The following is a 25,263-nucleotide window of genomic DNA, read 5'->3' on the forward strand; positions in this document are numbered from 1 at the left end:
GGGCAAGGCCGAGATTAGCCATTTCCGGCCGATTTGGGCTAATTAGTGGCCCAAAGCTCGCGCATGGCCGCCTCGAAAGCATCTCCCACCCGGGCCGGGGCCCGCCATGGCCGGGCCCGCCCAGCCACCCACACGGACTGCCAGGGCGAACCGTTGCTGCCGAAGACGACGGCGTCCAGCAAGGCTTCGTCGGGCAGCCCGCGCAGTGCATCGGCCTCGCGGTTCAACACCAGGGCGTCGGCGCGGGCACCGGGCGTCAGGCCCCAAGCCGCGAAGCCGGCAGCACGGGCGCCACCGTGGACGGCGGCGTCGAAGAGCCTGGCCGCGCTGGACGGCTGGCTGTCCGGCGCCGACGCGACATTGCGCTGGCGCAAGGTCAGGCGCTGGCCGTACTCCAGCCAGCGCAGCTCCTCCACCCAGCCGCGCGTGACCTGGCTGTCCGAGCCCACCGTCAGCGGCACCCCACCCGCCAGCCAGCGCGGCAGGTCGGCCAGGCCGTCACCCAGGTTGGCTTCGGTGCCGGGGCAGATGACGATGCCGGCGCCGCTGCGGGCGACGGACTCGATCTCGGCCGGTTCAGCATGGGTGGCATGGACCAGCTGCCAGCGCGGATCCAGATGACCCTCGTCCGCCAACCACTGGATGGGGCGGCGGCCGGTCGCAGCGAGGCAGTCGGCCACCTCGGCCGTCTGCTCGGCCACGTGGATGTGGATGGGCAGGTCGGCCGCGCCGGCCAGATCCCGCAGGCGGGCGATGTCGCGCGGCGAGGCGCCGCGCAGCGAATGCAAGGCCACGCCGGCATTCACGCGCGGCAGGCCGGCGGCCAAGACGCGCTGGCTGGCGCGCCAGACCCAGTCGGCATCGGCGGCAAAGCGGTGCTGGTCGGGTCTCAGGTCCGTGTTCGACGCATTCACACCGAAACCGCTGCGCGTGTAGACGACCGGCAGCAGCGTCAGGCCGATGCCGACGTCCTCGGCCGCCTCGGCCAAGGCCCAGGCCATCGCCAATTCGTCTTCGAAGTGCTGGCCTTGCGCGGGGTGGTGCAGGTAATGGAACTCGCAGACCTGGGTGTAGCCACCGCGAAGCATTTCGGCATAGAGCTGGCTGGCGACCGCGCGCAGCTGCTCGGGCGAGATGCGCAGGGCCAGGGCATACATGCGGTCGCGCCAACTCCAGAAGTCGTCCTGCCCGGCGTCGCGGCGCTCGGCCAGCCCGACGAAAGCACGCTGGAAGGCGTGGCTGTGGGCATTGACGAGGCTGGGAATGACCGGGCCGCCGAGCTTCTCCGCGTCTGGCGGTGCCGACAGGTTGACCGTAATCTCCGACCAATGGCCGTTCGCATCGACGCTGAGCAGCACGTCGCGCTGCCAACGGCCATCCACCCAGGCCAGGCTGGCGTGCAGTCGCTTCAAGGCTGCCATGCGAGCATCTCTTTCAACATCTTTTCGATCAACGGCGCCACGTCAGTCGCCAGGGCGTTGTCGTAGGCACCCGAGGGCTCCACTGCCTCATTCATGTAGCAGCGTTGGCACATCTCCAGCTGCACCGCGTGCACCCCGTCGCCCGGTCGGCCATAGTGGCGAGTGATGTAGCCCCCCTTGAAGCGCCCGTTGACGACCTGGCTGAACTGCTGCTGGCCGGCCAGYAACGCGCCCAGCCGCTCGGTGATGGCGGGCGCGCAGGAGGCGCCATCGGCCGTACCGAGGTTGAGGGCCGGCAACTCGCCGTCGAACAGCCAGGGCAGCTCGGAGCGGATGCTGTGGCCGTCAAAGAGCAATGCATGGCCGTGTTCGGCGCGCAGGCGTGTCAGCTCGGCCGCCAGCGCCTCGTGATACGGCTGCCAATAAGCCTCGCGGCGCGCGGCGATCTCGATGGCGTCCGGCTCGGTGCCGTCGACGTAAAGAGGGTCGTCGGTGAAGAAACGGGTCGGCACCAGGCCGGTGCCTCCCGAAGCGCCGGGATAGAGAGGCTGATCGTCGGGTGGCCGGTTCAGGTCGATGACGTAGCGGCTGTAGCGCGGCACGATGAGGCTGGCGCCCAGCGCTGATGCCAGCGGGCCGTAAAGGCGCTCCAGGTGCCAGTCGCTGTCCTCGCTGGCCAGGGCGCGCGGCACCAGGCGCTTGGCCAGCTCGGGCGGAATCTCCGTGCCGACATGCGGCAGGCTGATCAACAGCGGCGCGCGGCCCTGCTGCAGGCGATAGACGCTCATGACCCTCCCTGATTTCCTTGGAAGACCCGTTCTTTCAGCGGGTTATGCCCAAAGCATGCTGCCAGCTCGCGGGGGTGCGCGCTATCCCAGACACAGAAGTCGGCGCGCTGGCCAGCCACGAGCTGACCACGGTCGGTCAGGCCCAAGGCACGGGCGCCGTTGACGGTCAGGCCGCGCAGCGCCTCCTCGGGTGTCAGGCGGAACAGCACGCAGGCCATGTTCAACATCAGCAGCGGCGACAGCGTCGGCGAGCTGCCGGGGTTGTGGTCGGTGGCGATGGCAATGGGCACGCCGGCCTCGCGCAGCGCGGCAATCGGCGGCAACTGGGTTTCGCGCAACGCATAGAAGGCGCCGGGCAGCAGCACCGCGACGGTGCCCGCCTCGGCCATGGCCCGAACACCGGCCGGGCTGAGGAACTCAAGGTGGTCGCAGCTCAGCGCTCGGTAACGGGCCGCGAGCTGGGTGCCGCCCTGGTCACTGAGCTGCTCGGCGTGCAGCTTGACCGGCAGGTTCAGCCGCTGCGCTGCGTCGAACACGCGCGCGACCTGGGCCGGGTTGAAGGCAATGTGCTCGCAGAAGGCGTCGACCGCATCGACGAGGCCGGCCTCATACAGGTCGGGCAGCCACAGGCAGGCAGCGGCGATGTAGTCGTCGGCATCGGCGAACTCGGGCGGCAGGGCATGGGCGGCGAGATAGGTCGTGCGCACGTCGATGCCCAGGCCTTGGAGCTGGCGCGCGACGCGCAGCATGCGCGCCTCGGTGGCGGCGTCCAGTCCGTAGCCGGACTTGACCTCCAACGTCGTGACGCCCTCGCGGATGAGGGCCTGGGCGCGCTTGCGGGCGGCGGCCAACAGCTCGGCCTCGCTCGCCGCACGTGTCGCCGCGACCGTGGAGCGGATGCCGCCACCAGCCTTGGCGATGTCGGCATAGCTCGCGCCATGCAGCCGCTGCTCGAACTCGTTGGCGCGGCTGCCGCCGTAGACGAGATGGGTGTGGCAGTCCACCAGCCCCGGCGTGACAAGGGCACCATGCAGTTCGATGGTCTGCTCGGCCGCAGGAGCCTCGGCGCTCGGGCCGACCCAGCGCAGCAGGCCGTCCTCGACCAACAGAGCGCCGTCGTCGATCAGGCCCCAGCCATGCTCGCCGGCCAGCGTCGCAAGAACCCCGCCGCGCCATAGCTTCATGTATCGGGGCCCCAGGTCAACCACCAGGCATTGCCCTCGCCCGTGAAAACGCAGCTCTGCGCCACCGGGTCCTCACACCAGGCCAGCGTCAACGGCGCCATCGGCATCGCGCGGTGGCCATGCTCGAGCAGGCCGCCGTTGACGGTGAACAGGCCCACCCAAGGCGTCTTGGGCAACAGCACATGGTGGGCCGACTCGACCTCCAGGTTGCCGCGCCTCTCCATCACGTTGAAGACGTCGGTCTCACCCTTGATGAGCTCGGCCTCGGGGGCGAGGCCACCGTCGAAACGCAGCGGCTCGTCGCCGATGCTCTGCGGCCAGTCGAACAGGCGCAGGCCCGCGCCGCCGATGACGGCCAGCCAGCGGTGCACGCCGGGGAAGGCCGAGAACGGCCCGTCACGCTCGACACGCGCGACGCTGACGCGGACTGCCCAGTCATGGGCGTGCGGCCAGGCGAGCAGCTCGCGCGTGGTGCCGCCCGTGTTTTTCCAGGCCTGCGGCTGCACGTCGGCCGCGCTGACCCTGCTCCAACTCATGTTCTTTTCCTTGCGCTCAAGCCCGCTTCACGGGAGTGGAGCATTTTCCGCAGCTCTGTGCGGCGCAGCTCATGCCGCGAAGCTCCCTTGCAATTGGTAACGTGCTCCGGGGTGGGTCAGTTTCACGCTGGTTACGGCAACACCGCGGCTGTAAGTGATGCGTTTGACGACCAGGCAGGGGGCGCGGCGGTTGATGCCGAGCAGCTTGGCTTCAACCTCGCCGGGCAGGGCCGCCTCGATCATGTAGCGCGCTTCGGACAGCGGCGCCACCTCCAGCAGGTAATGCGTCGGCGTGATGCGCGTGAAATCCTGTGAAAGATAGTCGGGCGCACTGGCCGGGTTGACGGCACGCTCCTCGCACTGGATGGCCACGCCGTTCTCCAGGTGCACGATGAGGCTGAGGAAGACGGGCGCACCACGCTTGAGGCCGAGTTCGGCCGCCTGCTGCGGCGTCGCCTTGCCCTTCAAGAGCGCATGCACGCGCGCTTCGTGCATGCCGCCGCGCTCGAGGATCTCCTCATGCACGTCACGCACATTCAGCGTCGACGAGATGCGATGCAGCTGGGCGACGAAGCTGCCCACGCCCTGGACGCGCTCGATCAGCCCTTCCTGCACCAGCTCGCGCAAAGCCCGGTTCACCGTCATGCGGCTGACTTCGAACTGGGCGACAAGAGCGCCTTCGCTGGGCAGCAGATCGCCGGCCACCCAGTGGCTGCTGGCGATGCCTTCGCGCAGATGGTTCTTGACCTTGAGGTACTGGGGTTCGGGGCTGGCCGGGCTTCTGGGCATGGGCGCCATCCTAGTTGACTTGACTTGTATAGACAACTAGAGTTCGCGGCACTTTCAGGAGTACCCGATGTCAGCCCTGCCCCGCCCTGTCAAAGCGCCCACCGGCACCCAGCTCAGCTGCAAGAGCTGGCTGACCGAGGCTGCCTACCGCATGCTGCAAAACAACCTCGACCCCGCCGTGGCCGAGAACCCGGACGCGCTGGTGGTCTACGGCGGCATCGGCAAGGCGGCGCGCAACTGGGAGGCGTTCGACGCGATCTGCAAGTCGCTGCGCGAACTCAACGACGACGAGACGCTGCTGATCCAGTCCGGCAAGCCGGTCGGCGTGTTCCGCACCCACCCGGACGCGCCGCGGGTGCTGCTGGCCAACTCCAACCTCGTACCGGCCTGGGCCACGTGGGAGCACTTCCACGAGCTGGATCGCAAGGGCCTGATGATGTACGGCCAGATGACGGCTGGCAGCTGGATCTACATCGGCAGCCAGGGCATCGTGCAGGGCACCTACGAGACCTTCGCCGAGGCCGCCCGCCAGCATTACGGCGGCGTGGCCAAGGGCCGCTGGGTGCTGACCGCGGGCCTGGGCGGCATGGGCGGCGCCCAGCCGCTGGCCGCCACCTTCGCGGGCTTCTGCTCGCTGAACATCGAATGCCAGCAGTCGCGCATCGACTTCCGCCTGAAGACCCGTTATGTCGACGAGCAGGCCTTCGATCTGGACGACGCGCTGGACCGCATCGCCAAGTACACGGCCGCCGGCGAGGCCAAGTCCATCGCGCTGCTGGGCAACGCGGCGCGGCTGATCCCGCAGCTTGCCGAGCGCTGCAAGCAGGGCACGGCCATCAGGCCCGATCTCGTCACCGACCAGACCTCGGCSCACGACMTCATCCACGGCTATCTGCCGGCCGGCTGGAGCGTGGAGCAGTGGAAGGCCGCAGCAGCCGACCCGGCCCAGCACGCCGAGCTGAAGGCGGCCGCCGCCAAGAGCTGCGCCGACCATGTGAAGGGCATGCTGGCCTTCCAGCAACTGGGCATCCCGACGGTGGACTACGGCAACAACATCCGCYAGGTCGCGCTGGACCAGGGCGTGGCCAACGCCTTCGACTTCCCCGGCTTCGTGCCCGCCTATGTGCGGCCGCTGTTTTGCGAGGGCAAAGGCCCGTTCCGCTGGGTGGCGCTGTCGGGCGACCCCGAGGACATTCGCAAGACCGACGCCAAGCTGAAGGAGTTGTTTCCCCAGCATGAAGCCCTGCACCGCTGGCTGGACATGGCCGCCGAGCGCATCGCCTTCCAGGGTCTGCCCGCGCGCATCTGCTGGTTGGGGCTGGGCGAGCGCCACCTCGCGGGCCTGGCCTTCAACGAGATGGTCAAGAGCGGCGAGCTGAAGGCACCCATCGTCATCGGCCGCGACCACCTGGACAGCGGCTCCGTCGCCAGCCCCAACCGCGAGACCGAAGGCATGAAGGACGGCTCAGACGCCGTATCCGACTGGCCGTTGCTGAACGCACTGCTGAACACGGCTGGCGGCGCCACCTGGGTGTCGCTGCACCACGGTGGCGGCGTGGGCATGGGCTACTCGCAGCATTCCGGCGTCGTCATCGTCTGCGATGGCACCGACGCGGCCGCGAAGCGCATTTCGCGCGTGCTGTGGAACGACCCGGCCACCGGCGTCATGCGCCACGCCGACGCGGGCTACGACACCGCCGTCGACTGCGCGAAGAAGAACGAACTGAACCTGCCTTCCCTGTGAAGTCTTCTATGAAACTCATCCCCGGACAACTGACGCTCGATCAACTCGCCGACATCGCCGCCGGCCGCGCTGCGCTGCAGCTCGACGACTGGCGTGCCGTCGACAAGAGCGCCGCCCTGGTCGCTGCCGCCGCCGCGGGCGATGCGCCCGTCTACGGCGTCAACACCGGCTTCGGCAAGCTCGCCAGCACGCGCATTGCCAAGGACCAGCTCGCGGCACTGCAGCTCAACCTGATCCGCAGCCATGCGGTGGGCGTCGGCGCGCCGATGTCGCCCGAGGTTGTACGCCTGATGCTGGCGACCAAGGCTGGCAGCCTGGCGCGGGGCTTCTCCGGCGTACGCCGCGAGGTCGTGCAAGCCCTACTGGATGCGCTCAGCGCCGGCTTCGTCCCCTATGTGCCCTGCCAGGGATCGGTGGGCGCCAGTGGAGACCTGGCGCCACTGGCTCACCTCACACTCGCGCTGATGGGAGAAGGCGAGGCGCTGGTGGCCGGCAAACGCATTCCGGCGCGCGACGAACTGGCCCGCCTGGAGCTGCGACCACTGACGTTGGCCGCCAAGGAGGGCCTAGCCCTCATCAACGGCACGCAGGCCAGCACGGCCCTGGCCCTGCACGCGCTGCTGCGCTTCGAGGGCCTGTTCGCCACGGCCCTGGCCAGCGGCGCGATGACGCTGGACGCGGCACGCGGCAGTGACGGCCCCTTCGACGCCCGCATCCACGAGGTGCGCGGCCAGCCGGGCCAGATCGAGGTCGCCGGCGTCTACCGCGAGCTGCTCGCCGGCAGCGCCATCCGCCAGTCGCACCGCGAGGGCGACGAGCGCGTGCAGGACCCGTATTGCCTGCGCTGCCAGCCTCAGGTCATGGGCGCCTGCCTGGACCAGGCCCGCCACACCGCCGGCGTGCTGGTGCGCGAGGCCAATGCCGTCACCGACAACCCGCTGGTGTTCGACGACGTGATGATCTCGGGCGGCAACTTCCACGCCGAGCCGGTGGCCTTCGCGGCCGACAACCTGGCCCTGGCCATCGCCGAGGTGGGCGCCATCGCCGAGCGCCGCATCGCCATGCTGATCGACCCGGCCATCTCGCGCCTGCCGCCCTTCCTGACGGCCGACGCCGGCCTGCACAGCGGCTTCATGATCGCCCACGTGACGGCCGCGGCCCTGGCCAGCGAGAACAAGAGCCTGGCCCACCCGGCCAGCGTGGACAGCCTGCCGACCAGCGCCAACCAGGAGGATCACGTGTCGATGGCCACCTTTGCCGCGCGCCGCCTGCACGCCATGATCGACAACACGGCCCACATCGTTGCCATTGAGCTGCTGGCGGCGGCCCAGGGCATCGACTTCCTGCGTCCGCTGCAGAGTTCGGCGCCGGTGGAGGCCCTGCACACGCGGCTGCGCGCCGACTGCGCCAGCAGCCCGGCCGATCACTACCTTGCGCCGGACATCGAGCGCGCGGCCGCATTGGTGCAGGCCGGAGCGCTCAAGGCCGAGCACGCGCCGGGTTTCGCTCAGTAGCGCCCCGCCGCGCCTGCGACGCGCAAGAACACGTAGGCAAACCACACGACGACGGCCTTGTGCAGCAAGGCGCGCAGGCCGGTACCGGCACGCTCGCCGACGCGCTGCGAGACCGCGATGGCGGCCTCGATCTCGCTGGCGAGTTGAACCGCGAAGCCGGCGTCCTGCACGACGACGTTGGCCTCCAGGTTGACCAGCAGTGACAGCGGGTCGATGTTGGAGCTGCCGACCGTGGCCCACTGGCCGTCGACGACGGCGACCTTGGCATGCAGGAAGGCTGGCGTGTACTCGTAGATCTCGACGCCATGGCCGAGCAGGTCCGCATACAGCGCTTCGGCAGCCCAGCCCGCGATCCGGTAATCCAGCTTGCCTTGCAGGAGCAGGCGCACGCACACGCCGCGGTCGGCGGCGCGGCGCAGGGCATGGCGAATGCGTTGACCGGGATAGAAATAAGGGCAGACCACGTCGACGCTCTCGCGGGCGTCGGTGATGGCATCGGCATAGGCATGCTCGATGGTGCGGCGCCGCCGCAGGTTGTCGCGCAGCACGAAGGCGGCGCGGACCGGTTGCAGATGCGACACCGGCTCGCCCAGCCGCTGCGGCCCACGCCAGAGCTGAGTCACCCAGAGGCCGAAACGGCGCCGCAACGGCACGTAGTCGATAAGCGCATCGTCGAACTCCCGGCCCAGCCAGGCGCGTGACCAGATCGAACGCACGCTCTGCGCGACCAGGTCAACGAGGCCGCCACTCACCTGCACGGCGAAGTCCAGCCGCGGCAGCTCGGTGACGCCATGGTGCATGTCCAGGCGATCATCGATGACGTTGATGCCGCCGACGAAGGCCTGCTCGCCATCGACAACGCAAAGCTTCTGGTGCAGGCGGCGCAACTGGCCCGGCTGGAACCAGCGCCACCAGCGATCCATGGGCCGGAACACCGCCAGGGCCACGCCGCTGCCGGCAAAGCGCTCGCGCAGCGTCCTGATGCTGGCGTTGCTGCCGAAGCCATCGACGACGAGGCGCACGCGCACGCCACGCTGATCCGCCGCAATCAAGGCATCGGCCAGGGCCAGCGAGGTGGCGTCGTGATGAAAGATATAGGTCGCCAGCCAGACCTCGCGGCTCGCGCCGTGGATGGCTGCATGCATGCGCGGGAAAAGCTGCTCGCCGCCGCGCAGCAGTTCGACCTCATTGCCGCCAACGAAGCCGGGGTCGGCGGCCTGGTGGCGTCGGCGCCGCCTCGACCCCAGGCGCCTCATTCGAGGGCCAGCTCCACGATCAGCGGCAGGTGGTCTGACATGCGCGACCAGCTCGGGCCGCGCGGCACCTGAACGCCGGTGCAGCGCAGGCCACGCATGTAGACGCGGTCCAGCGCGAACACGGGCAGGCGCGATGGAAAGGTGGGGGCCCGAGTCCGCCCGTGCGGTGCCGTCGCGCGACGCAGGCCGTGGGCACGCATGGGCGTGTCCAGACGCTCACCCCAGTCGTTGTAGTCGCCGGCAACAAGGAACGGCGCGCCCTCGGGCACGTTGTCGCGCACAAAGCTGGCGAGGCGGTCAACCTGGCGCATGCGGCTGGAATGAATCAACCCGAAATGCGCGACGACGACGTGCACGACCGTGCCATGCCAGTGCACCGGCACATGCAGCAGGCCGCGTTGCTCCAGGGAGTGGTCCGACACGTCGTGGTGGCCGATGTCGCCCATGGGCCAGCGCGACAGCAGCGCGTTGCCATGCTCGCCGAACTTGGTCGTTGCATTGGTACGGTAGGCCACCTCATAGCCTTCGGGGGCGAGGAACTCGGCCTGGCCCTTCTCGGGCCAGCCGAACCAGGTGCGGTCGAAGTAGGCGGCTTCGCGGTGATGGAAGAGACGCACCTCCTGCAGGCAGACGAGGTCGGCGTCCATGGCCTCCACACCCATCTGCAGGTTGTGGATCTCCAGGCGCTTTGCCGGCCCGAGGCCGCGCACGCCCTTGTGGATGTTGTAGGTGGCCACACGCAGCACTTCGCCGGGCGGATGGGGGGTGGGGCGGGCGACGGATCTCATGGCATCTCAGCGGCGTGCGGCCGCCCGAAGCCGCTGAGCGCCCCCTCGGGGGGCAGCGAACGGAGTGAGCGTGGGGGCTTCATAAGATTGCGGCGCTGAAGCGGGGCAGTTGCAGCACGGCTTCGGCGTTGGATGGTGAGAAGCAGCGGTCGGCAGCCTCATGCCAGGGTAGCCAGAGCCACGATAGATGCTCGCGCGGAGCCAGTACCGGCGTCAACGCCTCAGGCAGTTGTAGGCCGAAGACGTGTTCGGTATTGCGCGTGACGCCCGGGGCGTAGCGATGGCGCCAGTGAGGGTAAATCTCGTAAACATTGGCGAGATGCCAGTCGCGCAGCTCACCGCCCAATGCGGCGATGTCGAAGCCCGTTTCCTCCAGCACCTCTCGGCGTGCGGTCTCCGCGGGCGCCTCGTCGGGAGTGTCCTTGGAGCCCGTGACGCTCTGCCAGTAGCCGGGATGGTCAGCGCGCTCGATGAGCAGAACCTGCAGGTCCGGCGTGTGGATGACGACGAGGACGGACTCGGGGATCTTGAAGGGCTTGGCCGGGGGCATGCGGCCAGCATAGCGCCGGCCAAGCCCATGAAGAATCAGGTCTTCTTGCGCCGCGCCACCTCGGGCGGCAGCTCCTTGGCCTGCAGCTCGCGCACCTGGGCGACGAGCTGGTTGTGGGCGTCCAGGAAGGCCGCAGCGATGACCTTGCCTTCGTTGGAATTGCTCCAGCCCGCGCCGGCCGCGCCACCGAGCTTGCCCAGCACGGCGCCGCCGACGCCCAGGTCGGCCACCTCGACCGAACCGGTGGACGCAGCGACCTGCTCGGTCGTCTCGTTATCGGTCAGCAGCAGGGCTGCCTGGGCCTGCTTGAGCTTGACCTGCTCGGCCGCGCCGACGAGCTTGTTCAGATAGGGAATGGCCTGCAGGATGCCGCCGATCTGGCGGCCCGCGTCCTGCTCGCTGAAGGTGAGGCTGGGTGTCAGGCTGTACTGGGCCTCGTAGCCCTTGCCCTTGCTCACCGTGTTGCCCTGCTGGCGCAGGATGCCGGCTTCCTTGAGTTCCTGCTCGCGCACCGTCGCCTTGAGGCCGGCGGCGCGGTCGACAACCCGGAAGCAGCCGCTCTGCTGGGCCAGCAGGCGAACCAGGGGCACGGGACTGGACGGCAGCTGGTAGCTGCTGGAGTAGGCATAGCCGTTGGGGTTCTCGACCAGGGCCAGCGTCGCCACCGGTGCATCGCACTTGACCAGCTCGCGGCTGGCCTTGTGCGCACCGGCCGGCCCGGCCGAGCCGCTGATGACGGAGCCGCCATCGCCCAGCGTGGTGGACGATTTGCCGCAGCCGACGAGCAGCAGCGCGACAACGGGAAGAGCGAGCAAGGGACGGATGTTCATCGGCGGGAGTCTGCCTTGCCCCTCACGCCGACCCGTCCCAGGAAAGCGGGACGGCCGGACGCCCTCTCCCCCGGGCCTGCGGGGGCGCCATCAAGAAAAAAAGCCTCGCGACCGCGAGGCTTTTGGTGCCGGAGCCGTGCGGGCTTACTGCGCCGCAGCCGCCGAATTGCGCAGGCGGATGTGCAGCTCGCGCAGCTGCTTTTCGTCCACCAGCGACGGCGCGCCGGTCAGCAGGCACTGGGCGCGCTGGGTCTTGGGGAAGGCGATGACGTCGCGGATGGACTCGGCCTTGGTCATCATCGTGACGATGCGGTCCAGGCCGAAAGCCAGGCCGCCGTGCGGGGGCGCACCGTACTGCAGCGCGTCCAGCAGGAAACCGAACTTGATGCGCTGGTCTTCCGCGCTGATGTTGAGCGCCTCGAAGACCTTGGCCTGCACCTCGGCACGGTGGATACGCACCGAGCCGCCGCCCAGCTCCCAGCCGTTGAGCACCATGTCGTAGGCCTTGGCGATGCACTTGCCCGGGTCCGACGTCATCAGGTCCTCGTGGCCGTCCTTGGGTGCCGTGAACGGGTGGTGAACGGCCGCCCAGCGGTTGTTCTCCTCATCGTGCTCGAACATCGGGAAGTCGACGACCCACAGCGGCGCCCAGACGTCGTTGAACAGGCCATTGGCCTTGCCGAACTCGCTGTGGCCGACCTTCAGGCGCAGCGCGCCGATGGCGTCGTTGACGACCTTGGCCTTGTCCGCACCGAAGAACAGCAGGTCGCCGTCCTGGGCGCCGGTGCGCTTCAGGATCTCGGCGACGGCTTCGTCGTGCAGGTTCTTGACGATGGGCGACTGCAGGCCTTCGCGGCCCTTGGCCACTTCGTTGACCTTGACCCAGGCCAGGCCCTTGGCGCCGTAGATCTTGACGAACTCGGTGTAGGCGTCGATCTCGCCGCGGCTCATGGACGCGCCCTTGGGCACGCGCAGCGCGACGACGCGGCCGCCCGGCGTGGTGGCCGGGCCGCTGAACACCTTGAAGTCCACCGTCGTCATGGCGTCGGTCAGCTCGGTGAACTCGAGCTTGACGCGCAGGTCGGGCTTGTCGGAGCCGAAGCGGTGCATGGCTTCCGCGTACTTCATGACCGGGTAGTCACCCAGCTCGACGTTGAGGTTCTTGCGGAAGACGTGGCGGATCATGCCCTCGAACATCGAGCGGATCTCTTCCTCGGTCAGGAAGGAGGTCTCGATATCGATCTGCGTGAACTCGGGCTGGCGGTCGGCGCGCAGGTCCTCGTCACGGAAGCACTTGGTGATCTGGTAGTAGCGGTCGAACCCCGACACCATCAGCAGCTGCTTGAACAGCTGCGGCGACTGCGGCAGCGCGAAGAAGTGGCCGTCATGCACGCGGCTGGGCACGAGGTAATCGCGCGCACCTTCCGGGGTGCTCTTGGTCAGCATCGGCGTCTCGATGTCGACGAAGCCGTGCTCGTCCAGGAACTTGCGGACTTCCATCGCGACGCGGTAGCGCAGCATCAGGTTGTTCTGCATGTAGGGGCGGCGCAGGTCCAGCACGCGGTGCGTGAGGCGGGTCGTCTCGCTGAGGTTGTCCTCGTCGATCTGGAAGGGGATGGGCACCGACGGGTTCAGCACCTCGATCTCGTGGCAGAGCACTTCGATCTTGCCGCTGACGAGGTTGGCGTTCTCGGTGCCGGCCGGGCGGGCGCGCACCTTGCCGACGATCTTGAGGCAGAACTCGCTGCGGACGTCCTCGGCAATCTTGAAGCTGTCGGCGCGGTCGGGGTCGCAGACGATCTGGACCAGCCCTTCGCGGTCGCGCAGGTCGATGAAGATGACGCCGCCATGGTCACGGCGGCGATGGGCCCAGCCCATCAGGGTCACGGTCTGGTCGAGCAGCTTTTCGCTGACTTGGCCGGCATAGCAGGTACGCATGGGATTTCTCCGAATTCTTTTCAGGGAGTGTTCTTGGGGCGCTGGCGAGCTCGCTCGGCTCTCAGGATTGAACGCCTGCCGGGGCGTTCAACCCGGCTGGTTTCGCGCCGCCTCGTCGGCGATGGCGCCGAGGTCCACGGGATGGGGCAGCGGCGCCACGGTGCCCATGGAGATGATGTATTTCAGCGCCTCGTCCACCGTCATGTGCAGGGGCTTCACGTCCGACCTGGGCACGATGAGGAAGAAGCCCGAGGTCGGGTTGGGCGTGGTTGGCACGTAGATGCTGACGTGCTCGTCCTCCAGATGGCAGGCCACCTCGCCGCTGGGCGTGCCGGTCACGAAGGCGATGGTCCAGCTACCGGCACGCGGGTACTGCACGAGGACGGCTTCGCGAAAGGCGTTGCCGCTGCTGGAGAACAGCGTGTCCGACACCTGCTTGACCGAGCTGTAGATGCTCTTGACGATGGGGATGTGGGACATCAGCCGGTCCCATTGCGTCAGCAGCCATTGGCCGAAGATGTTGGCAACGAGGACGCCGGTGGCCAGCAGGCCACCGACCAGGATCACCAGCCCCAGGCCGGGCACATGGCGCAGCTCCAGGATGGCCTCGCGCAGCGAGGCCGGCATGATCAGGGCCAGCGCGGCCAGCATGGACCCGAAGACGCCGTTGACGACGTCCAGCACCTGGGCCAGCACCCAGATGGTGATGGCCAGCGGCAGCCAGACCAGCAGGCCGGCAACGAGGTATTTGCGTAAGGAAGCGCCCACGAAGCTTTTCGGTCAGTGGCAGGCGCAGGAGCCGCCGCAGGAGGTGGAGGAAGACGGCGATGCGGATGCTTCAGCCTTGGCGGCTTCGGGCTTGGCAGCATCGCTGGCGGCCGGGGCCGCGGGGGCGGCGGTCGAGCCACCCTTGAAGTCGGTTGCATACCAACCCGAGCCCTTCAGCTGGAAACCAGCTGCGGTGACCTGCTTGGAAAAGCTCTGCGCCGCGCAGGCGGGGCAGGTGGTCAGCGGCGCGTCGGACAGCTTTTGCAGCACATCCTTGGCGTGACCACAGGCGCTGCAGCGATAGGCGTAGATTGGCATGGTCGGGCTCGAAGAGACGCAAAGCCCGACATTTTAAGGGACACGCTCAGGGATGAGGCTGGAGATGGTGGCTGACGTGCTCGCGACGGTCGGTCAGCACCTGGGGCATCAGCGAGCCGACCACCATGCCCGCCAGCGCCGCCAGCAGGCCGGCCAGTTGCCCCGGGAAGAGCTCGCCCCAGGTCGTCACCTGCGGGAAAAAGGCCACCCAGACGGCGATGCCGGCAAAGATCGAGAACACGGCGCCCTGGGTGGTCGAGCGGCTCCAGTACAGACCAAAGACCAGCGGCACGAAGGCGGCGACCAGGGTGACCTGGTAGGCGGCGCTGACGAGGTCGTAGATGGATGTGCCTTGCAGCGCGATGGCGTAGGCCAGCACGGCGAAGGCGAAGATGACGAGCGTGACGCGCATCGCCACGAGAGACTGCTTGTCGCTCATGCCGGGGCGGATCTGCTTGAGGATGTTCTCGACAAAGCTGGTCGTCGGCGCCAGCAGCGTGGCTGACGAGGTGCTCTTGATGGCCGACAACAGCGCACCGAAGAACAGGATCTGCATGAACAGCGGCATGTGGCCCATGACGAAGCTGGGCAGCACGCGCTGGTAGTCGTTCTGGGCCAGCTCCAGCGCCTTGTCGCCCATGACGGCCACGGCGGCCAGCACGATGAACATGGGCACGAAGGCAAAGGCGATGTAGCTGAAGCCGCCGATCATGGCGCCGCGCTGTGCCGTCTTGGCGTCCTTGGCGGACATGACGCGCTGGAACACGTCCTGCTGCGGGATGGAGCCCAGCATCATGGTCAGGCCCGAGCCGAGGAACATGGCCATCTCGGTGAAGGTCGGGTTGGGCAGGAAGCGGCCCAGGTCGCGGCTCTTGGCCAGGGCCAGCACCTTGTCTGCGCCGCCGGCCAGGTCCGAGGCAAACACCGCGATGACACTCAGGCCAATGACCAGCACGATCATCTGGATGAAGTCCGTCCAGGCCACGGCCAGGAAGCCGCCGATGACGACGTAGACCAGCACCGCCAGCAGGCCGACGACCATGCCGGTCTGCGGGCTCATGGCGCCGTCGGTCAGGATGTTGAACACCAGCCCCAGGGCCGTGACCTGGGCCGCCACCCAGCCGAGGTAGCTGAGGATGATGGCCAGCGAGCAGAACACCTCGACGCCCTTGCCGAAGCGCTGGCGGTAGAAGTCGCCGATGGTCAGCAGGTTCATCCGGTACAGCCGCGCGGCGAAGAAGGCACCCACCAGCACCAGGCAGAAACCGGCGCCGAAGGGGTCCTCAACAACAGCGCCCAGGCCGCCCTGCACGAACTTGGCCGGCAGGCCCATGACGGTTTCGGCGCCGAACCAGGTTGCGAAGGTCGTCGTGACGACCATGATCAGCGGCAGGCTGCGCCCGGCGACGGCGAAGTCGCTGGTGTTCTTGATCCGCGTGCCGGCCCAGACACCGATGCCCAGCGTGCCGAGCAGGTAGAGCACGACGAAAACGATGAGCGTGGTGTTCATGAGCGCAATAAGGGCCGAAAAATTTGGCGCGGATTATGAGGGCGCGGCTGGCGAGCCTTGCTAGGGGCTGATGTCCAGAAAGCGCACGGTCAGCCAGGCCACGGCGACGCCGATGGCAAAGCCCGCGGCGCCCCAGAGCAAACCGGAAAGCAGCCGGTTGGTGCGCCGCAGCTCGCGCACGAGAGCGCGGGTCTCGGCGTCGTCGGCACGCCGGGCCTGGCTCTTGAGGGCGTCGTGCAGCAGGCGCGGCAGCTCGGGGATGAGCTGTGCGAAGCGCGGCGCCTCCTTCATCAACTGCTTGTTGAACGCCGGCCAGCCGACCTGCTCGTTCATCCAGCGCTCCAGGAAGGGCTTGGCCGTGGCCCAGAGGTCGAGTTCGGGATCGAGCTGGCGGCCCAGGCCCTCAACGTTCAACAGCGTCTTCTGCAGCAACACCAGCTGGGGCTGGATCTCGACGTTGAAGCGGCGCGAGGTCTGGAACAGCCGCATCAGCACCTGGCCCAACGAAATGTCCTTCAGCGGCCGGTCGAAATGAGGCTCGCAAACCGCCCGGACCGCGCTTTCGAGCGCATCGACGCGGGTCTCGGGCGGCACCCAACCCGAGGCGATGTGCAGCTCGGCCACGCGCTTGTAGTCGCGCTGGAAGAAGGCGATGAAGTTCTGGGCGAGGTAGTCCTTGTCCACCTCGGTCAACGTGCCCATGATGCCGAAGTCCAGCGCGACGTAGCGGCCGAAGGTCTCGGGCGCCAGGCTCACCTGGATGTTGCCCGGGTGCATGTCGGCGTGAAAGAAGCCGTCGCGGAACACCTGGGTGAAGAAGATGGTCACGCCGTCGCGGGCCAGCTTGGGGATGTCGATGCCGGCCGCCTCCAGCGCCGGGCGGTGCGAGATCGGCACGCCCTTCATGCGCTCCATGACGATGACCTCGGAGCTGCACAGGTCCCAGTGCATCTCGGGCACCATGATCAGATCCAGCTCGGCCATGTTGCGGCGCAGCTGGGCGGCATTGGCGGCCTCGCGCACCAAGTCCAGCTCGTCGTGCAGATAGGTGTCGAACTCGGCAACCACCTCGCGCGGTTTCAGGCGCCGGCCATCGGCGGAGAAGCGCTCGATCCAGACGGCCAGCTGGCGCATCAGCGACAGGTCGTCGTCGATGATGTCCAGCATGCCGGGGCGCAGCACCTTGACGGCGACCTCGCGGCCGTCCTTCAGCGTCGCGAAATGCACTTGGGCGATGCTGGCGCTGGCCACTGGCTCGGCGTCGAAGGTGGCGAACAGTTCCTCCAGCGGCCGGCCGAAGGCGCGCTCGACGATTTCACGCGACAGCGCCGCCGGGAAGGGCGGCACGCGGTCCTGCAGCTTGGCCAGCTCCAGCGCGACATCGAGCGGCAGCAGGTCGCGCCGCGTCGACAGCACCTGGCCGAACTTGACGAAGATGGGGCCGAGGTGCTCCAGCGCCAGCCGCAGGCGCACGCCTCGCGGCTGCTGCCAGCGCCGGCCCAGCCGGGTCAGGCGACGCAGCAGCCTGAAGCGCTTGCGACGCAGGCCCGACAAGGCCAGATCATCGAGACCGAAGCGCCAGACCGTCCACAGAATGACCAGCAGCCGCGAGACAAACCTCATGCGCCGCTACCGGACGTCGTCGTCGCAAAACGCGCGGCCATGCCCGACAACGTGCGCCGCAAGGTGCGGCCGAACTGGGCGAGCTGGCGGGCGGGCAGCGGCCCGACGATGCCGGCCAGATCGTCCTCGATGTCCCAGCGCAGGTTGTCCATCAACCAGTGCATCTCGCCAGCGAAAGCGGCATCGCCCTGCACGCTGACGGTGGGCGCCTCTCCCGTGAATGCACCCAGAGCCAGCTTGGCGGGGTTGGATGCATCGATCTCGATGCGCAGGCCGCCGGCGCCTGCCGGGGCGGCGTCCAGGCGTTCAAAAAGACCCGCTGGTGTGACACCGAGTATCAAATCAGGCGCCGCCGGCAGCAGGCTAGGCCAGCCTGCCAGGTGGACGACGAGCCCACGCCCAGCCAGCGGCCGCAGGCGTTGCGCCGCGATGGGCTCCCGCGACACGACATGGTTGATCAGCAAAACAAGGCGATCCTGCAGGGCCGGCATCAGCAAGGGCGTGATGGACGGCAGCGGAGGCAGGGGCGGCAGGGGCCAGGAAGCAGACATATACAAGATTGTAGGCAGCGGACCATGAACAGGGGACGCCGACGGTTCGGCCGTCAAATTTGTTGGTAGAGAATCCCTGATCCTTTTTCAGCCTCGGGTACACCCTGACTCGAGGACTACCAAACCCACCAAGATGTTTGAGGACCGCAGCTACAAGAGGACGTTCTACAGCGCACCGCAGTCGGTCGAATCCCTGATCGCCGCTTTCCTGGAGCCCGGCATCATCGTTCTGACCTTTCTTGTCGTGAACGGTCACTTCGACGAGCCGGTGCTGCGCCCCACCCTGACGCTGTGCCTGCTCGTCTTCGCCCTCACCTTCCCGGGTCGCAACCGCTTCAGCGACCACCCGGCCAGCGCCCTTGTGGACGTGCTGTCCTCCTGGCTGGTGCTGCTGGGCATCCTGCTGCTGTGCGGCTACGCCACCAACAGCCTGCACTATTTCGAGGACGAGGTGCTGCTGTGGTGGGCCGTCATCACACCTGCCGTCCAGATCGCCGCCATCGAGACGGGCCGGCGCATCCAGCAATGGCGGGCACGCGACCCAGGCGCGCGCCGTACGGCGGTCGTCGTCGGCGCGGGCGTGCTGGGCCACAAGGTGGCGCGAGCGCTGCGCGACTCTCAGGGCGTCGTCTGCCTGGGCTATTTCGACGACCGTGCGCCTGAGCGCCTGCACCCGGAAGCCGGCGCCTCCATCCTGGGCACCCTGCCCCAGCTCAGCGAGTTCGTGCGCGACAAGGGCGTGCGCGAGGTCTACATCACCCTGCCCCTGGGGTCGCAGCCTCGCATCGTCGAGTTGCTGGAACAGGTGCAGGGCACGACGGCCTCGCTGTTCTTCGTGCCCGACGTGTTCGGCATCAGCATCATCCAGGGCCGCCTGCAGGACATCTCGGGCGTGCCGGTGGTCGGCATCTGCGAGACGCCCTTCACCGGCACCAACCAGCTGATCAAGCGCGTCAGCGACGTCGTGCTGGCCACATTGATCCTGATCCTCATCTCGCCCATCCTGCTTGCCCTGGCCATTGGCGTGAAGCTCAGCTCACCGGGCCCTGTCATCTTCAGGCAGAAGCGCAACGGCCTGGATGGCGAGGAGATCATCGTCTACAAGTTCCGCTCCATGCGGACACAGGACAACGGCCCTGTAGTCAAACAGGCAACGAAGGGCGACGCGCGCATCACGCCCTTTGGCGCCTTCATCCGTCGCACTTCACTGGACGAACTGCCTCAATTCATCAACGTGTTGCAGGGCCGCATGAGCATCGTCGGGCCGCGCCCGCACGCCGTGGCCCACAACGAGGAATACCGCAAGATCATCAAGGCCTACATGGTGCGCCACAAGGTCAAGCCGGGCATCACCGGCTGGGCCCAGGTGAATGGCTTGCGTGGCGAGACCGACACCATCGACAAGATGGTGGCACGCGTCGAATACGATTTGGAATACCTGCGCAACTGGTCACTGGCCCTGGATCTGCAGATCATCTTGCGGACCGTGAGGCTGGTGGTGTTTGATCGCCATGCCTATTAAGCCTGCTCGCCATTGCCACCGTTGGACCCGGCTTGCGCTGCTGATCGCCGCGCTTTCAGCGGTCCAGTCCGCGCACGCTCAGACCGATGACACGACGCCCTTTTATGTCGGTGCGTCGTTAGGTGTTGCTCATGTCTCCAATGTGTACCGACAGTCAAGCGCCGCCAACGATGACACAGTGACCAGCGCCGGGGTTCTGGGCGGCATCGACACGAAGCTCGGTCGTCAGCATCTGACGGTGGACGGCTCGCTGCAGAGCAACCGCTATTCAACGATTAGCGAGCTCAACAATCGCTCCTACACCTTGCGCAGTGCGCTCAATTGGCAGACGGTGGGTAATCTGTCGGGAGTGCTGAGCGCCAAATCGGACCGATCCCTCGCTGACTTCAACATCGGTAGCGGCGTCGATCCCATCCTCAAGAAGAACATCGAACGCGAGGACGAATACCAGGCCTTGGTCCGCCTTGGCGTACTGACGCGGTATACGCTGGAAAGTAGTTGGACGCACCGCCGCCGGGACTTCAGCGCCTCGGAGTACGACCGTTTCGACTTCGAGCAGAACACGGGTTCCCTCGGCATCTATGCCACGCCCGGCGGCAATGTCAGGCTGGGCCTGGTGGGGCGACGCACCAAGGGCAAAAACCCGCACTATCCCATTGGCCTTGCCGTTGACCCGCAGACGGCGCAGGTTGTCGTCGTCTCGGTACCTAATGACTACACCCGGGACGACTTCGACTTCACCACCAAGTGGAGCACCGGCGGCCGCAGCACGCTAAACACGCGCATCAGCCGCAGCAAGTCAAAAAACAGCCTCGATGACCGGTTACGCGATTTCAGCGGCACCACCGGTGCCATCGGCTGGAACTGGCAGCCCACAGCCAAGTTGCAATTGAACCTGCAATATGCGCGGGACACCGGGCAGGAAAGTGTCGTCCAGACGGCTGACCTGAACCGGGTCTACACCACCTATCAGCTGGGCGGCACCTACGCCGTGACAGGCAAGGTCAGTCTCAGCGCCAAGGCGAGCCGGAACCGCGCCACACGCACCAGCACGGCAGGTGCCGCCGTTGCCGATGCGCTGGACGACTTCAAGACGTACAACCTGAGCATGCGCTGGGCGTTCACACGCGGCCTCAGCCTGGGCTGCCAGTACGACCGTGCCAGCCGCAGCAGCAGCATTGCCCAGTACGTGTACACCGCCAGCAGCTACGGCTGCACGGGTCAAGCCATCTTCTTCTGATGACCACCATCCTGCTCACGGGTGCGACAGGCTACATCGCGTCGCACACTTGGCTGGCTCTCCAGCAGGCGGGCTATCGCGTCGTCGGCGTGGACAACTTTTCCAACAGCTCGCCCGTCGTGCTGGAAAGGCTGGCGGAACTGGCCAGCACCCCCATCGAGTTCGAACGTGCCGACGTCTGCGACGCCGCGGCAATGGACGAAGTCTTCGGCAGCTACAAGCCGGCCGCCGTCGTTCACTTCGCCGCCTACAAGGCCGTGGGTGAATCGGTCGGCCAGCCTCTGGCCTACTACCGCAACAACGTCGGTGGGCTGGTCAACACCTGCGAGGCCATGAAGCGCCACGGTTGCACGCGCATGGTGTTCAGCTCCAGCGCCACCGTCTACGGCGCTCCGGACAAACTGCCCCTGCGCGAGGACGCACCGACCTCCTCGACCAACCCCTACGGCGCGACCAAGCTGATGGGCGAGCAGATCCTGCACGACCTCGGCATCGCCGATCCAGCCTGGCAGACCGCCTGCCTGCGCTACTTCAACCCAGTCGGCGCCCACGAGAGCGGCCGCATCGGTGAAGACCCGCGCGGCACGCCCAACAACCTGATGCCCTATGTCGCCCAGGTGGCGGTGGGCCGGCGCACCAAGCTGGCCGTCTTCGGCAATGACTACGCAACGCCCGACGGCACTGGCGTGCGCGACTACATCCATGTCAGCGACCTGGCCGAAGGGCACGTCGCTGCACTGCGCTGGCTGCTGGCCAATACCGGCTCGTTGACCGTCAATCTCGGCACCGGCCAGGGCTACAGCGTGCTCGACCTGGTGCGCGCCTACGAAGCCGCCAGCGGCCGCAGCGTGCCCTACGAAATCGTCCCGCGCCGCCCTGGCGACATCGCAGCCTGCTGGGCCGACCCGGCCCTGGCGCGCGAGTTGCTTGGCTGGGAGGCCAAGCTCGATCTCGCCCGCATGTGCCAAGACAGTTGGCGCTGGCAACGACTCAACCCTCACGGTTTCAATCCCGCATGACCCACGTTCAACCCGTCATCATGGCCGGCGGCTCCGGCACCCGGCTCTGGCCCCTGTCGCGCAGCGGCTACCCCAAGCAATTCCTCGTGCTGTCCGGCAACGAGAGCCTGTTCCAGCTCGCCGCGCGCCGCCTGGCCGCGCTGGCCTCGCCCGAGTTCGAGCTCGCCGGTCCCTGCATCGTCGGCAATGAGGAGCACCGCTTCCTCGTACTGGATCAATTGCGCGAGACCCGGCAGGAGCCCAGCAGCGTGCTGCTGGAACCGCTGGGCCGCAACACTGCCCCGGCGCTGACGCTGGCCGCATTGGCCGCACTCGAGGGCGGCAAAGACCCCGTTCTCGTCGTCACGCCGGCCGACCAGACCGTTACCAACCCGGCAGCCTTCACCGCGGCATTGCAGGACGCGGTCCGCATCGCGGCCGAAGGTGCCATCGCCATCCTGGGCATCACGCCAGACCGGCCCGAAACAGGGTATGGCTATATCCGCACCTCGGGCGACGCCGCGGGCCTGGTGGTCGCACAGTTCGTCGAGAAGCCCAACCTGGAGACCGCCCAGCGCTATCTGGCCGAAGGCGACTACTACTGGAACAGCGGCATGTTCGTGCTGCGTGCCAGCGTCTGGATGAAGGCGCTGGAACGATTCCGCCCCGACATCGCCGCTGCCACGCGCGCTGCCTGGGATGCGCGCAAGACCGACGCCAAGTTTGTGCGCCCCGGCAAGGCCGAGTTTGCCGCCGTGCCCAGCGAATCGGTCGACTACGCCGTCATGGAGCGCTGCCCCGGGACGGACATCCCCTTGCGCATGGTCGCGCTGGATGCCGGCTGGAACGACCTCGGCGCCTGGGAAGCGGTCTGGCAGGTCTCCGAGAAGGATGCCGACGGCAACGCCTTCGTCGGCGACGCCTTGATCGCCGACAGCAAGAACACCTTGGTGCACGCCACCAGCCGCTTGGTCGGCGTCGTCGGCCTGACGGACATCATCGTCGTCGAGACGGCCGATGCCGTGCTGGTCAGCGACCGGTCGCGCAGCCAGGAGGTCAAGCAGATCGTCAACCGCCTGGGCGCCGAGCAACGCGGCGAGCATGCCCTGCACCGCAAGGTGCACCGCCCCTGGGGCTGGTATGACAGCATCGACTCGGGCGAGCGCTTCCAGGTCAAGCGCATCATGGTCAAGCCGGGTGCCTCCCTGAGCCTGCAGATGCACCACCATCGCGCGGAGCACTGGATCGTCGTGAGCGGCACGGCCGAGATCGTCAACGGCGACAAGACCATCCTGCTGACCGAGAACCAGTCCACCTACATCCCGCTGGGTCAGACGCATCGCCTGGCCAACCCGGGCAAGGTGCCGCTGGAGATCATCGAAGTGCAGTCTGGCTCCTATCTCGGCGAGGACGACATCGTCCGCTTCGAAGACACCTACGGCAGAACATGACCATCCTCGTCACCGGCGGCGCCGGCTTCATCGGCAGCAACTTCGTGCTGGACTGGCTGCGTGAGAGCGACGAGCCCGTCGTCAATCTCGATGCGTTGACCTACGCTGGCAACCTCGAGAACCTGGCCTCGCTGGACGGTGACGCGCGTCACGTCTTCGTCAAGGGCGACATCTGCGACCGCGGCCTGATCGACAGCTTGCTGGCCAAGCACCGCCCCCGCGCCATCGTCCACTTCGCGGCTGAGAGCCATGTAGACCGCTCCATCCACGGCCCCGGCGCATTCATGAAGACGAATGTCGAGGGCACGTTCACGCTGCTGGAAGCGGCACGCACTTATTGGGGCGGCCTTGAAGGCGAAGCCAAACAAGGCTTTCGCTTCCACCACGTGTCGACCGACGAAGTCTATGGCTCGCTGAAAGCCTCGGATCCGCCCTTCGCCGAAACCAACGCCTACGAGCCCAACAGCCCGTATTCGGCCAGCAAGGCGGCCAGCGACCACCTCGTGCGCGCCTGGCACCACACCTACGGCCTGCCGGTCGTCACCACCAACTGCTCGAACAACTATGGGCCCTATCACTTCCCGGAGAAGCTGATTCCGCTGCTGATCGTCAATGCGCTGGCAGGCAAACCCCTGCCCGTCTATGGCGACGGCCAACAGATCCGCGACTGGCTTTACGTCACCGATCACTGCAGCGGCATCCGTGCCGTGCTGGCCGGCGGCAAGCTGGGTGAGACCTACAACATCGGCGGCTGGAACGAGAAGGCCAACATCGACATCGTCAAGACGGTGTGCGCCTTGCTCGACGAACTCAAACCCTCGGCGGACGGCCCCTACGAGCGCCTCATCACCTATGTGAAGGACCGCCCCGGCCACGACCGCCGCTACGCCATCGACGCACGCAAGATCGAGCGCGAGCTGGGCTGGCGCCCGGCAGAAACCTTCGAGACCGGCATCCGCAAGACGGTGCAGTGGTATCTGGACCATCCAGACTGGGCCGCCCGCGTGCAAAGCGGCGCCTACCGGGACTGGGTTGCCAAGCAATACAGCTGAAGCCATGAAGATTCTTCTTCTCGGCAAGGGTGGCCAGGTCGGCTGGGAACTGCAACGCTCACTGGCTGTGGCAGGCGAAGTCATCGCAATGGACCATGACGACGGCGCGGACTTCACCCAGCCCGAAACGCTGCTTGCCCGCGTCAGAGACATTGCCCCCCACGTCATCGTCAATGCCGCTGCGCATACCGCCGTCGACAAGGCCGAGAGCGAGCCCGAGCTCGCACGCAAGATCAACGCCACCGCCCCTGCCCTGCTGGCCATCGAGGCCAAGCGTACCGGCGCTTTGCTGGTGCACTACTCGACGGACTATGTCTTCGATGGCAGCGGCAGCCATGCTCGCGATGAGGAAGCCCCCGTCGGGGCGCTCAGCGTCTACGGAGCAACCAAGGCCGAAGGCGAGGACGCCATCCGCGCCAGCGGCTGCCAGCATCTGATCCTGCGCACCAGCTGGGTTTATGGCGCCCGCGGCGGCAACTTCGCAAAGACCATGCTGCGCCTCGCCGCCGAACGCGAGCAGCTCAAGGTCATCGCCGACCAGATCGGCGCGCCAACAGGCGCCGACCTGCTGGCCGACCTGACCGTCCACATGCTGCGCGCCGCGCGCGTGAACCCTGCGCTGACCGGCACCTATCACGCGGTCGCTGGCGGCGAGACGAGCTGGCACGAGTACGCCCGCTTTGTCATCGAGTTCGCACGTGCACAGGGCAAGGTCATCAAGGTCGCGCCGGACCAGATCCTCGCCATCCCGACAAGCGACTACCCCACACCCGCGAAGCGCCCGCTGAACTCGCGCCTGGCCACGGCCAAGCTGCAGCAGTGCTTCGGCCTCGTCCTGCCGCCTTGGCAGCAAGGCGTGGAACGCATGCTGAACGAAATTCTTTAAGGGCTC

22 protein-coding genes and 1 pseudogene are annotated in these 25,263 nt (G+C 67.2%); 8 read left to right on the forward strand and 15 right to left on the reverse strand.

The features are described 5' to 3' along the window. Positions 1–38: 38 nt before the first annotated feature. The 5 genes from hutF to hutC form a co-directional block, all read right to left on the reverse strand. Complete coding sequence (hutF, locus tag ACXJKM_RS16595; protein WP_457353787.1) at positions 39–1,421, reverse strand: formimidoylglutamate deiminase; 1,383 nt, start codon at positions 1,419–1,421, stop codon at positions 39–41. After that, positions 1,409–2,209, reverse strand: coding sequence for an N-formylglutamate deformylase (hutG, locus tag ACXJKM_RS16600; protein WP_457353789.1), 801 nt, complete (start codon positions 2,207–2,209; stop codon positions 1,409–1,411). Before hutG ends, hutF begins: the two co-directional genes overlap by 13 nt. Next, entirely contained in the window at positions 2,206–3,393 is a 1,188-nt protein-coding gene (gene hutI, locus ACXJKM_RS16605; protein WP_457353791.1) for an imidazolonepropionase, read from the reverse strand. Before hutI ends, hutG begins: the two co-directional genes overlap by 4 nt. Continuing rightward, entirely contained in the window at positions 3,390–3,929 is a 540-nt protein-coding gene (locus ACXJKM_RS16610; RefSeq protein ID WP_056204036.1) for a HutD/Ves family protein, read from the reverse strand. Before ACXJKM_RS16610 ends, hutI begins: the two co-directional genes overlap by 4 nt. A 69-nt stretch (positions 3,930–3,998) precedes the next feature. Further along, positions 3,999–4,718, reverse strand: a complete 720-nt coding sequence (gene hutC / locus ACXJKM_RS16615) for a histidine utilization repressor (protein ID WP_056204511.1) — start codon at positions 4,716–4,718, stop codon at positions 3,999–4,001. 67 nt (positions 4,719–4,785) lie between these two features. On the opposite strand from hutC, the gene hutU reads away from it, so the two are divergent. Together hutU and hutH are read left to right on the forward strand one after the other, a co-directional pair. After that, complete coding sequence (gene hutU / locus ACXJKM_RS16620; RefSeq protein ID WP_457353793.1) at positions 4,786–6,462, forward strand: urocanate hydratase; 1,677 nt, start codon at positions 4,786–4,788, stop codon at positions 6,460–6,462. Positions 6,463–6,470: 8 nt separating this feature from the next. Further along, on the forward strand, positions 6,471–7,976 hold the full coding sequence (hutH, locus tag ACXJKM_RS16625; protein ID WP_457353795.1) for a histidine ammonia-lyase: 1,506 nt from the start codon (positions 6,471–6,473) through the stop codon (positions 7,974–7,976). On the opposite strand, the gene clsB is transcribed toward hutH, so the two are convergent. From clsB to ACXJKM_RS16675, 10 genes and pseudogenes are all read right to left on the reverse strand, one after another. Continuing rightward, positions 7,970–9,232: a cardiolipin synthase ClsB gene (gene clsB, locus ACXJKM_RS16630; protein ID WP_056204043.1), complete on the reverse strand. Its 1,263-nt coding sequence runs from the start codon at positions 9,230–9,232 to the stop codon at positions 7,970–7,972. The two genes, hutH and clsB, sit on opposite strands and share 7 nt — an antisense overlap. Continuing rightward, a complete protein-coding gene (locus ACXJKM_RS16635) occupies positions 9,229–10,020 on the reverse strand; it encodes an endonuclease/exonuclease/phosphatase family protein (protein ID WP_056204046.1) in 792 nt (263 codons plus the stop codon). The genes clsB and ACXJKM_RS16635 overlap by 4 nt, the downstream gene beginning before the upstream one ends. A gap of 79 nt (positions 10,021–10,099) precedes the next feature. Further along, a complete protein-coding gene (gene nudB, locus ACXJKM_RS16640; protein ID WP_457321861.1) occupies positions 10,100–10,570 on the reverse strand; it encodes a dihydroneopterin triphosphate diphosphatase in 471 nt (156 codons plus the stop codon). Between the two features lie 35 nt (positions 10,571–10,605). Next, complete coding sequence (locus tag ACXJKM_RS16645) at positions 10,606–11,400, reverse strand: CsgG/HfaB family protein (protein WP_457321859.1); 795 nt, start codon at positions 11,398–11,400, stop codon at positions 10,606–10,608. Positions 11,401–11,544: 144 nt separating this feature from the next. After that, on the reverse strand, positions 11,545–13,338 hold the full coding sequence (gene aspS / locus ACXJKM_RS16650; RefSeq protein WP_056204055.1) for an aspartate--tRNA ligase: 1,794 nt from the start codon (positions 13,336–13,338) through the stop codon (positions 11,545–11,547). A gap of 87 nt (positions 13,339–13,425) precedes the next feature. Beyond that, complete coding sequence (locus ACXJKM_RS16655) at positions 13,426–14,106, reverse strand: DUF502 domain-containing protein (protein WP_056204058.1); 681 nt, start codon at positions 14,104–14,106, stop codon at positions 13,426–13,428. Between the two features lie 12 nt (positions 14,107–14,118). Further along, positions 14,119–14,424 (reverse strand): FmdB family zinc ribbon protein, encoded by a 306-nt coding sequence (locus tag ACXJKM_RS16660; protein ID WP_056204061.1) that lies wholly within the window; start codon positions 14,422–14,424, stop codon positions 14,119–14,121. 46 nt (positions 14,425–14,470) lie between these two features. Continuing rightward, positions 14,471–15,934 carry a sodium:solute symporter family protein gene (locus tag ACXJKM_RS16665; RefSeq protein ID WP_056204064.1) on the reverse strand — a complete coding sequence of 488 codons (1,464 nt, stop codon included), beginning with the start codon at positions 15,932–15,934 and terminating at the stop codon, positions 14,471–14,473. A 159-nt stretch (positions 15,935–16,093) separates the two neighbouring features. Beyond that, positions 16,094–17,557 (reverse strand): annotated as a pseudogene (ubiB, locus tag ACXJKM_RS16670) (ubiquinone biosynthesis regulatory protein kinase UbiB); the annotation flags it as partial. Next, positions 17,554–18,108: a hypothetical protein gene (locus ACXJKM_RS16675; RefSeq protein WP_056204072.1), complete on the reverse strand. Its 555-nt coding sequence runs from the start codon at positions 18,106–18,108 to the stop codon at positions 17,554–17,556. The gene ACXJKM_RS16675 and the pseudogene ubiB, both read right to left, overlap by 4 nt. A gap of 133 nt (positions 18,109–18,241) precedes the next feature. Between ACXJKM_RS16675 and ACXJKM_RS16680 the strand changes: the two genes are divergently transcribed. Genes ACXJKM_RS16680 through rfbD form a run of 6 tightly spaced genes read left to right on the forward strand, consistent with a single transcriptional unit; the run spans position 18,242 to position 25,257 of the window. Further along, positions 18,242–19,630: an undecaprenyl-phosphate glucose phosphotransferase gene (locus tag ACXJKM_RS16680; RefSeq protein WP_157282104.1), complete on the forward strand. Its 1,389-nt coding sequence runs from the start codon at positions 18,242–18,244 to the stop codon at positions 19,628–19,630. Next, positions 19,611–20,870 carry a hypothetical protein gene (locus ACXJKM_RS16685; protein ID WP_457353797.1) on the forward strand — a complete coding sequence of 420 codons (1,260 nt, stop codon included), beginning with the start codon at positions 19,611–19,613 and terminating at the stop codon, positions 20,868–20,870. The genes ACXJKM_RS16680 and ACXJKM_RS16685 overlap by 20 nt, the downstream gene beginning before the upstream one ends. Then, positions 20,870–21,889, forward strand: coding sequence for a UDP-glucose 4-epimerase GalE (gene galE, locus ACXJKM_RS16690; protein ID WP_457353799.1), 1,020 nt, complete (start codon positions 20,870–20,872; stop codon positions 21,887–21,889). Before ACXJKM_RS16685 ends, galE begins: the two co-directional genes overlap by 1 nt. Beyond that, the gene (locus ACXJKM_RS16695; RefSeq protein ID WP_235532102.1) at positions 21,886–23,319 is read left to right on the forward strand and encodes a mannose-1-phosphate guanylyltransferase/mannose-6-phosphate isomerase; all 1,434 of its coding nucleotides are present in this window, start codon (positions 21,886–21,888) and stop codon (positions 23,317–23,319) included. Before galE ends, ACXJKM_RS16695 begins: the two co-directional genes overlap by 4 nt. Then, on the forward strand, positions 23,316–24,371 hold the full coding sequence (gene rfbB, locus ACXJKM_RS16700) for a dTDP-glucose 4,6-dehydratase (protein WP_457323100.1): 1,056 nt from the start codon (positions 23,316–23,318) through the stop codon (positions 24,369–24,371). Before ACXJKM_RS16695 ends, rfbB begins: the two co-directional genes overlap by 4 nt. 4 nt (positions 24,372–24,375) lie before the next feature. After that, positions 24,376–25,257 (forward strand): dTDP-4-dehydrorhamnose reductase, encoded by an 882-nt coding sequence (gene rfbD, locus ACXJKM_RS16705; RefSeq protein WP_457353801.1) that lies wholly within the window; start codon positions 24,376–24,378, stop codon positions 25,255–25,257. Positions 25,258–25,263 lie beyond the last annotated feature (6 nt).

It is taken from the genome of Roseateles sp. P5_D6 (assembly GCF_054049415.1).

Bases quoted from the DNA above. Each gene is read 5' to 3' on its own strand.
- hutF (WP_457353787.1), bottom strand. From the start codon at position 1,421: ATGGCAGCCTTGAAGCGACTGCACGCCAGCCTGGCCTGGGTGGATGGC.
- hutI (WP_457353791.1), bottom strand. From the start codon at position 3,393: ATGAAGCTATGGCGCGGCGGGGTTCTTGCGACGCTGGCCGGCGAGCAT.
- ACXJKM_RS16610 (WP_056204036.1), bottom strand. From the start codon at position 3,929: ATGAGTTGGAGCAGGGTCAGCGCGGCCGACGTGCAGCCGCAGGCCTGG.
- hutC (WP_056204511.1), bottom strand. From the start codon at position 4,718: ATGCCCAGAAGCCCGGCCAGCCCCGAACCCCAGTACCTCAAGGTCAAG.
- hutH (WP_457353795.1), top strand. From the start codon at position 6,471: ATGAAACTCATCCCCGGACAACTGACGCTCGATCAACTCGCCGACATC.
- clsB (WP_056204043.1), bottom strand. From the start codon at position 9,232: ATGAGGCGCCTGGGGTCGAGGCGGCGCCGACGCCACCAGGCCGCCGAC.
- ACXJKM_RS16635 (WP_056204046.1), bottom strand. From the start codon at position 10,020: ATGAGATCCGTCGCCCGCCCCACCCCCCATCCGCCCGGCGAAGTGCTG.
- nudB (WP_457321861.1), bottom strand. From the start codon at position 10,570: ATGCCCCCGGCCAAGCCCTTCAAGATCCCCGAGTCCGTCCTCGTCGTC.
- ACXJKM_RS16645 (WP_457321859.1), bottom strand. From the start codon at position 11,400: ATGAACATCCGTCCCTTGCTCGCTCTTCCCGTTGTCGCGCTGCTGCTC.
- aspS (WP_056204055.1), bottom strand. From the start codon at position 13,338: ATGCGTACCTGCTATGCCGGCCAAGTCAGCGAAAAGCTGCTCGACCAG.
- ACXJKM_RS16660 (WP_056204061.1), bottom strand. From the start codon at position 14,424: ATGCCAATCTACGCCTATCGCTGCAGCGCCTGTGGTCACGCCAAGGAT.
- ACXJKM_RS16665 (WP_056204064.1), bottom strand. From the start codon at position 15,934: ATGAACACCACGCTCATCGTTTTCGTCGTGCTCTACCTGCTCGGCACG.
- ACXJKM_RS16675 (WP_056204072.1), bottom strand. From the start codon at position 18,108: ATGTCTGCTTCCTGGCCCCTGCCGCCCCTGCCTCCGCTGCCGTCCATC.
- ACXJKM_RS16680 (WP_157282104.1), top strand. From the start codon at position 18,242: ATGTTTGAGGACCGCAGCTACAAGAGGACGTTCTACAGCGCACCGCAG.
- galE (WP_457353799.1), top strand. From the start codon at position 20,870: ATGACCACCATCCTGCTCACGGGTGCGACAGGCTACATCGCGTCGCAC.
- ACXJKM_RS16695 (WP_235532102.1), top strand. From the start codon at position 21,886: ATGACCCACGTTCAACCCGTCATCATGGCCGGCGGCTCCGGCACCCGG.
- rfbB (WP_457323100.1), top strand. From the start codon at position 23,316: ATGACCATCCTCGTCACCGGCGGCGCCGGCTTCATCGGCAGCAACTTC.
- rfbD (WP_457353801.1), top strand. From the start codon at position 24,376: ATGAAGATTCTTCTTCTCGGCAAGGGTGGCCAGGTCGGCTGGGAACTG.